The 12282-nt window shown below is 38.6% G+C and carries 12 protein-coding genes; 2 read left to right on the top strand and 10 right to left on the bottom strand.

Annotation, left to right across the window (positions count from 1 at the left end):
- Positions 1 to 13 precede the first annotated feature (13 nt).
- The 6 genes from grpE to gpr form a co-directional block, all read right to left on the bottom strand.
- Positions 14 to 655 (bottom strand): nucleotide exchange factor GrpE, encoded by a 642-nt coding sequence (gene grpE / locus JOD45_RS09910; protein ID WP_205003729.1) that lies wholly within the window; start codon positions 653 to 655, stop codon positions 14 to 16.
- A 76-nt stretch (positions 656 to 731) separates the two neighbouring features.
- Positions 732 to 1754 (bottom strand): heat-inducible transcriptional repressor HrcA, encoded by a 1023-nt coding sequence (hrcA, locus tag JOD45_RS09915; protein ID WP_205003730.1) that lies wholly within the window; start codon positions 1752 to 1754, stop codon positions 732 to 734.
- An 89-nt stretch (positions 1755 to 1843) separates the two neighbouring features.
- Positions 1844 to 2971 (bottom strand): radical SAM family heme chaperone HemW, encoded by a 1128-nt coding sequence (gene hemW / locus JOD45_RS09920; protein ID WP_205003784.1) that lies wholly within the window; start codon positions 2969 to 2971, stop codon positions 1844 to 1846.
- Between the two features lie 17 nt (positions 2972 to 2988).
- Entirely contained in the window at positions 2989 to 4812 is a 1824-nt protein-coding gene (gene lepA / locus JOD45_RS09925) for a translation elongation factor 4 (protein WP_239549201.1), read from the bottom strand.
- A 175-nt stretch (positions 4813 to 4987) separates the two neighbouring features.
- Entirely contained in the window at positions 4988 to 5338 is a 351-nt protein-coding gene (locus JOD45_RS09930; RefSeq protein WP_205003732.1) for a DUF3679 domain-containing protein, read from the bottom strand.
- A 108-nt stretch (positions 5339 to 5446) separates the two neighbouring features.
- Positions 5447 to 6556 carry a GPR endopeptidase gene (gpr, locus tag JOD45_RS09935; protein WP_205003733.1) on the bottom strand — a complete coding sequence of 370 codons (1110 nt, stop codon included), beginning with the start codon at positions 6554 to 6556 and terminating at the stop codon, positions 5447 to 5449.
- A 180-nt stretch (positions 6557 to 6736) separates the two neighbouring features.
- Here gpr and rpsT point away from each other — a divergent pair, with 180 nt between their 5' ends.
- Complete coding sequence (gene rpsT / locus JOD45_RS09940; protein ID WP_205003785.1) at positions 6737 to 7003, top strand: 30S ribosomal protein S20; 267 nt, start codon at positions 6737 to 6739, stop codon at positions 7001 to 7003.
- 39 nt (positions 7004 to 7042) lie between these two features.
- Here rpsT and holA read toward each other — a convergent pair whose 3' ends face one another.
- Positions 7043 to 8065: a DNA polymerase III subunit delta gene (holA, locus tag JOD45_RS09945; RefSeq protein ID WP_205003734.1), complete on the bottom strand. Its 1023-nt coding sequence runs from the start codon at positions 8063 to 8065 to the stop codon at positions 7043 to 7045.
- Between the two features lie 418 nt (positions 8066 to 8483).
- On the opposite strand from holA, the gene JOD45_RS09950 reads away from it, so the two are divergent.
- Positions 8484 to 8618: a YqzM family protein gene (locus JOD45_RS09950; RefSeq protein ID WP_205003735.1), complete on the top strand. Its 135-nt coding sequence runs from the start codon at positions 8484 to 8486 to the stop codon at positions 8616 to 8618.
- A gap of 41 nt (positions 8619 to 8659) precedes the next feature.
- On the opposite strand, the gene JOD45_RS09955 is transcribed toward JOD45_RS09950, so the two are convergent.
- The 3 genes from JOD45_RS09955 to JOD45_RS09965 all read right to left on the bottom strand — a co-directional run bounded on the left by JOD45_RS09955 (position 8660) and on the right by JOD45_RS09965 (position 12279).
- The gene (locus JOD45_RS09955; protein WP_205003736.1) at positions 8660 to 11026 is read right to left on the bottom strand and encodes a DNA internalization-related competence protein ComEC/Rec2; all 2367 of its coding nucleotides are present in this window, start codon (positions 11024 to 11026) and stop codon (positions 8660 to 8662) included.
- A complete protein-coding gene (locus JOD45_RS09960) occupies positions 10989 to 11558 on the bottom strand; it encodes a ComE operon protein 2 (RefSeq protein ID WP_205003737.1) in 570 nt (189 codons plus the stop codon). The genes JOD45_RS09955 and JOD45_RS09960 overlap by 38 nt, the downstream gene beginning before the upstream one ends.
- 79 nt (positions 11559 to 11637) lie before the next feature.
- Positions 11638 to 12279 carry a helix-hairpin-helix domain-containing protein gene (locus tag JOD45_RS09965; RefSeq protein WP_205003738.1) on the bottom strand — a complete coding sequence of 214 codons (642 nt, stop codon included), beginning with the start codon at positions 12277 to 12279 and terminating at the stop codon, positions 11638 to 11640.
- Positions 12280 to 12282 lie beyond the last annotated feature (3 nt).

Consider the following 12282-nt stretch of genomic DNA (forward strand, 5'->3'; position numbering starts at 1 on the left):
GCTGTATGATACTTTAAGAGCTCACTTTTACCATTGCAGGCCGAACAACCCGATCATTTAATGTAAAACCGGCTTGCAAGACTTCAACGACAGTATTTTCGTCATATTCATCATGTTCAACTTGCATAACGGCTTGGTGCATGTGAGGATCAAACGGTTTGCCGACAGCCTCAATTTCTTTAACGCCTTCTTTTTCTAATGCAGCTGTTAATTGGCGGTAAACCATTTCCATGCCTTTCTTAAGAGAGCCGGCTTCCTCAGATTCTGTCTTCACATCTAACGCCCTTTTAAAGTTATCTAGTACCGGAAGAATTTCTTCCACCAAACTTTGTGCCCGGAACTTTCTTTCTTTGATTTTTTCTTCATTGGTACGCCGTTTATAATTTTCATAATCGGCTTGAACTCTTAGCAGACGGTTTTTTAATTCTTCTTGCTCTTTTTTAAACTGTTCAATTTCTTCTTCTTTAACTTTAAGAATGTCTGCTTCATTGTCTTCTGTCTGTTCAGTGTGTTCTTCCTCAGCTGAATTTGAATCAGCCGTCTCTTTATTATCTAATTGTTCATTGTCTTGATTTTCATGATTTAGTTCTTCAGCTTGCTCTTCTTGTTCATGCTCTAAATTTTTTTCCTTCTCTTTTGCTTTAAATTTTGTCATTTAGACTCACCTCCTGATATATTCTACCCATTACAAAGGGTGGAAGATAACTCTTCCACTCATTTTAAAGAATGCATTAATACAGCTCTGTTAATAAATGAGTCAATTTTCTAGAGATAACTTCCATTAATGTAATAACACGGGGATAAGCCATTCTCGTCGGACCGATCACCGCTACAGTCCCCATATGTTCACCGCCCATTGAGTAACTTGCTGTAATAACGCTGCAGTCTTTGATAGCTACCAAATTGTTCTCATGCCCAATTTTTATATTAATGCCGCTAGATGGTGAACGGAGCAATTCGTAAATAGTTTCTTTTTCTTCTAAAGCGTTTAAAAGCGGTAAAAATTTATCGACATCCCGAAACTCAGGTTGAGCTAATATATTATTTTTGCCGCCGTAATAAATTTGATCTAATGGATGATAGCTTAAGGCCTCGTCTAGAATTGACAATATTTGTTCGTAATTTTCGATGTGCTTATTCAGCACTTTCTTAATTTCTTTTTCAATTTTTGTTTTCAATTGAAAAACGGGCACATTTTTTAATTTTTGATTCAAAATATTAATGAGCTTTTCAATATCTCGAGCTGATACTTTCTTTGGCAATGAGATCGTCCGGCTTTCGACATGACCTGTATCCGTAACGATTATCATGATCGCTTTTTCAGCGTTTAATTGAATGATTTGGATATGCTTCAACTTTGTATCATTTAATTCCGGGCCCATCGCTATCGCGGTGTAATTGGTAAAATCGGACATAATCTTTGCTGTTTCCTGAATGACTTTTTCAACCTCATAATACATGTCCGTAAATGCTTTTTTGATGCTTTGCATTTCCCGAGCCGTTAAAAGCACCGGTGATACAAGATGGTCAACATAGAAGCGATAGCCTTTTTCAGAAGGAATGCGCCCCGAAGAAGTGTGGGTTTTTTCCAAAAAACCCATTTCTTCAAGATCCGCTAAATCATTCCTGATTGTGGCCGGACTATAATTAACATCTTCGCGCTTGGCTATTGCGCGAGAGCCAACAGGTTCTGCAGTGCTAATATAATCGTCAACGAGAGCCCTAAGTAAAAACAGTTGACGTTCTGTTAACATCCCCATCACCTCTGTTAGCACTCTGGTTTAATGAGTGCTAATTCTACTCTAAAATTTATCAATGATTAGGTGATTTGTCAACGCATCCGCTAAGCCAAGAATGCTTCAAACACACTATTTCCTAAAAAGACGCCTTTCCGGGTTAAAGCAATTTTCTCCTCATCTTCATATAATAAACCTTGCTGCTTTAACCGCTCAATTTCTTCACCGTAGAGATCATTTATTTGACAGTGAAATTTTTCATAAAATCTTTTCTTTTTTACCCCTGATAATTTTCTGAGCCCTAAAAATAGCTCCTCTTCTATTTTCTCTTTCCGGGTTACTGTATGCGAAGCAAATTGCCCGCTGCCTGTCTCCTCAACAAGCTGGATGTAATTTTTTACCGGACCCGCATTGACGACACGGCTATTTTGGACGTAACCGTGTGATCCTGCACCGAAGCCGAAGTATTGTTCATTGCTCCAATATAATAAGTTATGCCGGCTTTCAAAGCCTTTTTTGGCAAAATTGCTGATCTCATAATGTATATATCCGTGTTTGTCTAATTCGGATATGACCAATTCATACATATTTGCTTCTACATCCTGCCCGGGAAGATGCAGTTTGCCCTTTTTCATTCGATTATAAAAAATCGTCTTCGGCTCGACTTGCAATGAATAAATAGAGATGTGATCAGGCTCAAGGATCATTGCCTTTTCAATCGATTCTTTTAACATCTTTTCAGTTTGGTTAGGCAAGCCAAACATTAAGTCGATAGATATATTATCAAAGCCCGAAAGCCTCGCTTCCTGAAAAATATCAATCACATCGTCACAGCTGTGCGGGCGGCCGATTTCTTTGAGCAGGTCGTTTTGAAAGGTTTGAACTCCCAAACTTAAGCGGGTTACGCCGTAATCTTTCATTAATTTAAACTTTGTTTCATTAAGATTTTCCGGATTGGCTTCAATGGTATATTCCTTAATTTTAGGTGTTATGAGATGCCGGTCAATGATCTTTAATAGCTTATGAAATTGTTGATTGTCTAATGCAGTCGGTGTGCCGCCTCCAATAAAGACTGTTTCTAAATCAGACTCCGCGCGCGATAATCCTTCACTGATTTCTTTGTCCAAAGCATTCAAATAATCATCAACCGGCTGTTTCTGAATAAAGACTTTATTAAAATCACAATAATAACAAATATGTTCACAAAATGGTATGTGCACATAAGCACCTTTAATCATAGAAATCACAGCCTTTATTTATCTTGATCCATTCTTAAGACGGCCATAAACGCTTCTTGCGGCACTTCCACTTTTCCGACAGTCTTCATTCGTTTCTTGCCTTCTTTTTGTTTTTCCAGAAGCTTTCTTTTACGGCTGATATCCCCGCCGTAACATTTAGCAAGAACATTCTTTCTCAGCGCTTTGATGGTTGAGCGCGCGATGACTTTTTGCCCTAGAGCAGCTTGAACCGGGACTTCAAATTGCTGTCTCGGAATCAATTCCTTTAATTTTTCTACAATTGCTTTGCCTCGTTCATACGCGAAATCGCGGTGAACAATAACAGATAAAGCATCAACCTTCTCGCCATTGAGAAGAATATCCATTTTAACGAGATTAGAAGGCTTATACCCTAAAAACTCATAATCCAGTGAGGCATATCCTTTTGTTTGTGATTTTAATTGGTCAAAGAAATCATAAACAATTTCAGATAACGGCAAATGATAAATAACATTGACGCGATTTTCATTAAGGTAAACCATGTCAATAAAATCACCGCGTTTCTTTTGGCAAAGCTCCATCACTTGACCGACATAATCGTTCGGCGTCATAATGGTTGCTTTCACAAACGGCTCTTCAATTGTATCAATATCCTTCTTATCAGGCATCTTAGATGGGTTATCGACTTGTTCAATATCGCCGTTTGTGCGTTGAACATGATAAATAACGCTAGGCGCTGTTGTAATTAAATCGATATTAAATTCCCGCTCAATCCGTTCTTGAATGATTTCCATATGGAGCAAACCTAAAAAGCCGCATCTAAAGCCAAAGCCAAGGGCATCGGATGTTTCAGGTTCATATTGAAGTGAGGAATCATTTAATTCAAGACGCTCCAAAGCCTCGCGCAAATCATTATATTGACTTGAATCAATAGGATAAAGGCCGCAATATACCATCGGGTTCATCCGGCGATAACCCGGCAAAGGCTCATCTGCAGGTTTTTCTGCACTGGTAATGGTATCGCCCACACGAGTATCACTGACATTTTTAATTGAAGCGGTCAGAAATCCGACATCGCCTACTGTTAATTCGTCTTTTGCAACGGGCTTTGGCGTAAACACACCTAATTCGGCCACTTCGAATGTTTTGTCAGTAGCCATCATCTTGATTTTATCGCCAACTTTTACAGAACCTTCCACAATCCGTATATACGTAATGACTCCCCTATACGAATCGTAAACAGAATCGAAAATCAGCGCTTTTAGCGGCGCTTCGGGATCACCGGCAGGGGCCGGCACCTTTTTAACTATTTGCTCGAGAATGTCTCTAATGCCTATCCCCGCTTTTGCTGAAGCTAATACAGCATCAGAGGCATCAAGCCCAATAACATCCTCAACTTCTTTTCTTACACGCTCAGGCTCTGCGCTTGGCAAATCAATTTTATTAATCACCGGAATAATCTCTAAATCATTTTCAATGGCCAAGTAAACATTAGCCAAAGTCTGCGCCTCAATGCCTTGGGCGGCGTCAACAATAAGCAGAGCGCCCTCACAAGCGGCAAGGCTTCTGGAAACCTCATAAGAAAAATCGACGTGCCCCGGTGTATCTATCAGATGAAAAATATATTCATTTCCATCATCAGCTTTATATGTCAATTGGACAGCATTTAATTTTATCGTTATGCCGCGCTCACGCTCTAAATCCATAGCGTCAAGCATTTGTTCCTTCATTTCTCGCTTAGTCAGCGCAGCCGTCTCCTCTAATATACGATCCGCAAGCGTTGACTTCCCGTGATCTATATGAGCAATAATTGAAAAGTTCCTTATCCGCGACTGACGACTCTCATTATTCCTAGACATATCACTCACTCCTACCAATATACAAAAACACACTAGATTGATTATAGCAAAAGCAACTACCCGAATAAACATCTTTGTTCTCTTTTGCGAACCGGAAACACTTCTTCACCGCGCTTCGGCGAGTAAAACGCTGAAAAAAGCATCCTCTTACAAAAAAAGAGACCCGCAAAAGGCCTCATAGTACAGCATGCACCATCTGATCAAATAGGTTTGCAGTTATTGACATCCCTTTTCGAAAAGCATCTGACAGGCCATTAGACATCGTATCGCTTATACTCGAGTACGGATTAAATGCCTTGCGATGCTTTAGTTGAGCAGCACGTTCTTCAATGGTTGGTAATTTTTGCGCAGTTTTATTCACCGTTTTTGGCCATGCAATATTTAAACTTAAAGGCTGAACATTATCTTTTGGCACGTTTAATCCTTTAATATCAGATGCCCCATGGTTAGCCGCAACCATGCCATATATAACAGAAAAGAATAACAAGAACATTAATATCGCTGTTTTTATAAAAAATTTTTTCATTATTACTCACACCTTATTGAAGGCTTTTAAAAAAATAGCTTGTCCAAATCCATTCTTTACATTTATTATTTATGCCGCTTAATACATAAATAGAACAGCTTTATTTCCTTAATGAGTATAGTGTCCTAAATTATCCTGATCAATTTGGCTATGAAGCGCTGTGTTCAGCCCTCCTGCCAAGACATTTGCCATATCCTCTATAAAAGTATCCACTTCTTTAGGAGTGACCATTAAATTATGGCCGGCCGGTCCCAGAACTTCTCTAATCAGCTGCTTTTTTTCGTCTTCAGATAATGTGCCTATTAAACCTAAAAACGACGACCTTTTTTCCGGATCGGGCAAATCTTCTTCAGTATATCGTTTCTTTTCGCCAAATGATAACCATGCAGGCGTTAAAGCTTTTGAAGGTTTATTTCTTTCACGCATTTCTCTCCCGAAATGTTTTAATACCATATCTAAAGTATCGCTTGTGATGGTTACAGCGTCTACAACTGTGGGAACCCCTATAGCGATGACAGGAATACCCAAAGTGCTCTCGCTTATTTCTTTTCGATTATTGCCGACTCCAGAGCCGGGATGTATGCCTGTATCTGCGACTTGAATGGTGGTATTAACCCTCTCAAGAGCCCTTGCAGCCAGGGCATCAATCACAATAACAAAATCAGGTTTTGTTTTTTCTATGATACCGAAAATAATGTCGCTTGTTTCGATGCCGGTCAATCCCATAACACCGGGGGAAACGGCACTGACCGAACGAAAACCTTCCTGCACTTGCTCAGGCTGCAAGGCAAATAAATGTTTTGTGATTAAAAGATTTTGGATTGTATTCGGGCCTAGAGCATCAGGGGTGACATTCCAATTCCCCAAGCCAACAACTAAACAGCTGGCATCCTTTGATATATTGAGCTCTTTTAAAAAGTTTGCAAAGGTTTTGGCAAACACCCGTTCAACGGTCTCTTGAAGAGCAGTATCTTGTCTGCGAATCCCTTGAACCTCATAAGTTAAATATTTGCCGGCTTTTTTTCCTAACCGTTCAGCAGCTTCTTCATTAATAATCATTTTTGTCAACTTAACGCCGTCAATATTTTGCTCTTCCAATTCAACGCCTGCGATAGGTTTTCTCTTTTGCTGCTCTTGCTCATCTATAACCATTTCATGAGCTTCAATGGCCAGGTCTGTTCTCACTTTAAATGCATTTATATCTAGGTTTTCAGTCATTCGAAAAGAGCTCCTTTCCAACCGATCATTATTATTCATGATAGCCTGTTTTACGGTTTTTCATTCACGCTTCTCGCCGCAAATCTTCAAATGAAGATTATTCAGGAAGAAGCCTTGCAAACGCATCTATGCTTTGATACAATACAATTTGTCAATGAAGAGCCTCAAGGAGGTGAAAGTATGCCTAATATTAAATCTGCGATTAAACGCGTTAAGAAAAATGAATCTAACCGTCAACATAATGTAATGTTAAAATCAGCATTGCGTACATCTATTAAAAACTTTAATCAAAAAGTTGAAAATAACGACGTTGAAGGTGCAAAAGAAGCATTTATCGTAGCTACTAAAAAAATTGACAAAGCGGCAACTAAAGGATTAATCCACAAAAATAAAGCTGCTCGTGAAAAATCACGCCTTTCTCAAAAATTGAATGGTTTGTCAGTATAATATAAAAAAAGAGGTCCACATAGTTGGAAACCTCTTTTTTTATTTATGGCAGGCGATTTTATGGATTAATAATTCAAGAACGAGCGTTTTCTCCATAGAACCTTTTTTCATTTGATAATCAGCCTCGGTGCATTGGCTGAGTGCTCTCTCTAAGTCTTGGCGTTTAAAGGTCTTTGCTTGTCCCGCTGCAATCTTAACCGCATATGGATGCAATTTAAGCTTGGCGGCCATTTGCTTTTGCGTATACCCCTCATTTTGATATAAGCTTACCTGATAAACGATTCTTATCTGCCTTGCAATTAAAGCCAAGATCTTAACCGGCTCTTCCTTTTGTTTAAGAAGATCATTTAATAACTGATAAGCATTGGCTGTTTGTTGTTTCATGACCATATCAACCAATGAAAAAACATTGTTTTCAAGCGACCGTGCCCCCAGCTCATTGACAATATGCTTATCTATTGGACGGTCTTTCCCGCAATAAAGCGCAAACTTTTTCACCTCATTAGCAAGATATGATAATTGCGGACCAACTAACGCTAACAGCTGTTCATGGCCTTCTTTTGTATAATTCGCATCGTATTCCAAAGCGATATTTTCCAATAATTTAAACAATAAGTCATCGCTCAGCTGTGATAATTCATATGTTGTTCCAATCTTTGTTAATTGTTTGACGACTTTTTTTCGCTGATCAAGCTTTTCGTAAAAAGCTATAAAAATCAAAACAGCATCTGGTGAAGGCGCCTCAAGATACCTTCCTAACTGTTTCAAATCATGCTCAACCTTGGATTTTGTACGCTCAGATGTCAAAAAATATGGATTTTCAATGACAACAACACGCTTTTCCCCGATAAACGGCAAAGTTTCTGCATCTTCAATCGCCGCTTCAATTGGTGTTTCTTCCATATTATAAGAAGATAAATTAAATTCCTTTTCTTCCTGAGTCAAAGCTTGATTAATGATTTTATCTTTAATTAATTGTATAAGATAGCTTTGTTTTCCAAATAATACATATACAGGAGAAAGCGGTTTGCTTATTGTTAAATCTTTCTGGGTTAACGCCATTACCATCCCTCTTTTCAATATAACTTTAACCCAGAATGACTGAAGCAGCAAGGCTGTTAACTTAAGTAAACACTACGATCGAATGGAAGCAGCGATAAATTTGAACCGGCAACAAAGGGAAATCCCTTCAGAACCGTGCCTGCCGCAGCGAAAGGTTCTTCTTAAAGATAAACGCCTGCATATTTATAATAGAAGAAGGATCAGCCCCCCAAAGCTCATCCTTCTATTTTATATAAACGCCGCACAGCAAAGCCTAGGACATTTGCTGTGCGACGATATTCTGATTATATTTTTATGATATCCTATGCCTCGCCAAAGTATGGGTGACAACACTTAGCAAATGATAAAAAATTCTGGAAGATAAGTTTTCAATTTATTTAGACTTATGCTATGATTTGAAATAATAGGAGGGATGCATATGAACGAGTTTGAAAAAGATGTTCAAAGCAAAAGAAATGATTTTATCGACTCTTTAAACGGCTTTAACTTTTCATTTCTCTTTTTTGCTATCATTTTCATTATCGGCATTGTCATCCAACAGCTTATGACGTAAAAGAAGCTTGGCCCCTCGCCAAGCTTTCTTTATTTCGGGTTTTATTCAGCCGTTATTAATTTAGCTATATGATGGCCTTTAAACGTGACTTCCACAGCTCCTCGTTCATCGGTACGAAAGATTTTCACCCTTTGCTTTTTAAGCCTTTCTAAAACTTCAGAATGCGGGTGGCCGTATCTGTTATTTTTTCCAGCCGAGATAATAGCTGCTTTTGGCTTAATCTTTTTAATAAATCGCTCACTGGTTGATGTTTTGCTTCCATGATGTCCCGCCTTTAATATATCGATATTTAAGTGTGTATATCGGTTTAATAAATCTTGTTCTGCCTCCTTATCGCCGTCGCCGGTAAACAGCCACATTTCCCCGCCTAATCTGGCTGCTAAAACAACTGAATTGCCGTTGGATGAGCTCATCTTTGAAGCAGGTGAAAGCACGCGAAAAAAATAATGGCCAAATTTTAAGGTATCATTTGCTTCTACTGTTTTAATAGCTGTTCCTTCTTTTAAGCATTTTATTATGAGCGCTTTTTTACTGCCCTCTATTGGAAAATAAGGACTTACAATTAAATTCTTTATAGGCATTTTCCCGGCTATATCTTTCAATCCGCCTATATGATCATAATCTTCATGCGTTAAAATAACCGCATCTAATCGTTTAACTCCGTATCCTTTAAGCTCATTTAACACAACATCCCTGCCTGGTTCGAAAGGATTTTTCCTTTTTTGCCACTTTTGCTTTTGAAAAGGCAAATATCCTCCCGCATCAATCAAGATATTTCCTTTCCGATGCGGCAATTGAATCAATATGCTGTCTCCTTGCCCTACATTTAAGAAAGTCACTTTGCCGCAGGGATTTAAATACCCTAGACAACTTTGGCAAAAATATAAAGCAATGATCAATATCACAGGGCCCATGATGGCTGATTTTCTCTTTGAAGCTTCCCACCAATAACAAACAGACGCAATGCATATGCACGTGAAAATTAAAAAGAGTATAGACGGCTGGCCAAAGCGCAAATTTAAGAAATGACAGCGATACAGCAGCAAAAGCCATTTATCGCTGTATATTAATGCAGCTTGCAGAGGATTTATCACATAAGGCAGCAGAAAGGGAAATAACCAAAATACGAAAAAGGCTATAAAACAAAAAGGTAAAATACAGAAAGTAATGAATGGAATAAAAAATAAATTGACGAGGAAACTCATTAGAGAAAAATCATAAAAGTGATAGACGATAATTGGAAAAGAAGCAAGCTGGGCTATTGAAGTAACAGCGATGAGCTTGAGAAGGAAGGAATTATATTTCTTATCAATAAAAGGGGAAGAAAGCAAAATAAAAAAGGTCACTAAAAATGATAATTCAAATCCTAAGTTAAATAGTAAATGAGGCTGATAAACCAGCATTGACATACACGTTATGCTGATGCTGTCCAATGCGGAGATTTTGGATTTAAATAATTGGGCGCAAAAGACAGATAATGCCATGAGCCCTGCCCTTACTACTGAAGGACTTGCTCCTGTTAAACATATATAAAGGGGAATAAGGATAATCATTAAAAAAATAACATGTTCCCTGATAAAGCCTAGGCGCCGTCCCAAATAATACAGCGATCCGATGACAACACTAATATGCAGCCCTGAAACCGCTAATAAATGGATAATACCTAACATCTGATAAGCATTGAGAATCTCTTGATTGATATTGTCGCGATAACCGAAGACTAAAGCATTAATCATATCACTGGAAGGCTTCGGGAAGTGTTTTTCAACTTCATTTATCTTCTGTTCTCTCAGCCGATGCAATCGGTCTAAAAGAGTTAGTGTTTGATCTCCACATGTAAAATCGGTTTCAGTTTGCAGCAACCAATGAATCCCCTGATGAAACAAATATTTTTGATAATTAAAGGCATGAAAATTATCTTTTGCGGGCGGTTGCTGCAATTGTCCATTTATTGTACAAGTCAATCCAGTTTTTAAGTGTGACATAAGAGACTGTTTTTCGTCAGAATGTTTTATCCGGTGATGAACAGCCAGTTTCTCACCTTCGTGAAGTTTCATTGTAAAAGTAAGCCGGTCACCATCGAATTTGGGCAGATCGATGATTTTCCCTTCAAATGTCCCTTGAAAAGGCTCCTTAAATATCGAATGATTCGGGGATATATAGAGGCTGTTAACAATTGAAAAGACGGCCGTCATCATCGCTAGAACGGCCATAAACAATTGTTTTCTTGATAGCAAAATGACCAGTCCTATTAATAATGCCAGCGCAAGCCATTGCCATTCGCCAAGAGAAAACCAAATAGCCAGCACCATTGATATTGCAAGGAAGTAAAATTTCCCCGAGATGCCATTCTTTTTAAAAAGCCCTTCTTCAGACGCCATTAGAAAAAATACTTTGAGCTTTTTCATAAAATGCTCTGATTTCTTTTTCATCAACACCGGCGTTTTCTAACTTTTTCAGAACATCGGCGAATAATTCAAGTTTTTCTTGTTGGTTATTCTGTTCAAAGAAGTTATCAAATGGCACCTTTATAGTTTTAACTTTGGCACTTTCAAAAAGTTCGATGGCATACGGGTGATTTTTGTAATCGGCTGCATAATAGACTGTTTTAATGCCGCTCTGGATTATTGCTTTACAGCATTGCAAACATGGAAAATGCGTAACATATATTTCTGCTCCTTGCGTGGGAACCCCAAACTTTGCACATTGCAAAATCGCATTCATTTCAGCATGAATTGTCCTTACGCAATGGCCGTCAATCATGTAGCACCCTTCATCAATACAGTGGATGCCTCCGGATATCGAGCCATTATAGCCTCCGGCAATAATGCGTTTGTCTCTGACAATCGTTGCACCGACCGCAAGTCTTGGACAAGTGCTTCTATTTGCCAACAGATGGCTTTGCGCCATAAAATATTGATCCCATGACAGTCTTTTCATTTATATCATTCTCCTTTTAAAAAGGTCATGTCTAACAGTAAAAAAACCTTGTCAGCCCATTCACATTTTAACATAAACTTTAATCTACAGTTGCTTGCGGCTTGATCTGCTCCAATGATTTTTCACCGATGCCCGGAACATTTGTAAGATCATCAACCGTTTTAAAGGGGCCGCTTTTTTCACGGTATGTCATAATAGCGGCTGACTTGGCCGGACCTATTCCCGGCAATTTCTGCAGCTCTTCATCGGTTGCGGTATTAATATTGACCTTATCATCCTTGCTGCTATTAACCGATAATCCTTGAGAACCGGCCGCACCGTTTGCTTGTTCGATGTTCTCACCTTTGTGCGGGATATAGACGACCATTTCATCTGTTAATTTTTGGGCCATATTAATTTGTTTTTGATCAGCATCGCTATTTAAACCACCCGCTTTTGATATCACTTCCATTATTCTCGCATCATTTTCCATATGATAGACGCCGGGTTTCTTTACCGCTCCTTTAACATCGACGACGACCTCCCGTTGTTCCGCCTTGTTTTCATCCTTTTTCAGATGATCGCCAGCTTCAATCTTGTTGTCTTTTTGAACAAAAACTTCATTTTTCTCCTTATTGGGCAAAACCGGCTCTGGCGTTTTAGATTTAAAAAAAGACACATACACCAAAATGACTAATAAAACAGCAGCTGCAACGTAAGGAATCTTATCTTTCCGAAACAAAAT

The sequence above is a fragment of the Scopulibacillus daqui genome (genome assembly GCF_016908855.1).
Lineage (GTDB): Bacteria > Bacillota > Bacilli > Bacillales > Sporolactobacillaceae > Scopulibacillus_A > Scopulibacillus_A daqui.

Coding starts and splice junctions, on each gene's coding strand:
- JOD45_RS09950 (WP_205003735.1), top strand. CDS start 8,484: ATGAACGAGTTTGAAAAAGATGTTCAAAGCAAAAGAAATGATTTTATC.
- JOD45_RS09960 (WP_205003737.1), bottom strand. CDS start 11,558: ATGAAAAGACTGTCATGGGATCAATATTTTATGGCGCAAAGCCATCTG.
- hrcA (WP_205003730.1), bottom strand. CDS start 1,754: ATGTTAACAGAACGTCAACTGTTTTTACTTAGGGCTCTCGTTGACGAT.
- holA (WP_205003734.1), bottom strand. CDS start 8,065: ATGGCGTTAACCCAGAAAGATTTAACAATAAGCAAACCGCTTTCTCCT.
- JOD45_RS09930 (WP_205003732.1), bottom strand. CDS start 5,338: ATGAAAAAATTTTTTATAAAAACAGCGATATTAATGTTCTTGTTATTC.
- lepA (WP_239549201.1), bottom strand. CDS start 4,812: ATGTCTAGGAATAATGAGAGTCGTCAGTCGCGGATAAGGAACTTTTCA.
- JOD45_RS09955 (WP_205003736.1), bottom strand. CDS start 11,026: ATGAAAAAGCTCAAAGTATTTTTTCTAATGGCGTCTGAAGAAGGGCTT.
- rpsT (WP_205003785.1), top strand. CDS start 6,737: ATGCCTAATATTAAATCTGCGATTAAACGCGTTAAGAAAAATGAATCT.
- gpr (WP_205003733.1), bottom strand. CDS start 6,556: ATGACTGAAAACCTAGATATAAATGCATTTAAAGTGAGAACAGACCTG.
- grpE (WP_205003729.1), bottom strand. CDS start 655: ATGACAAAATTTAAAGCAAAAGAGAAGGAAAAAAATTTAGAGCATGAA.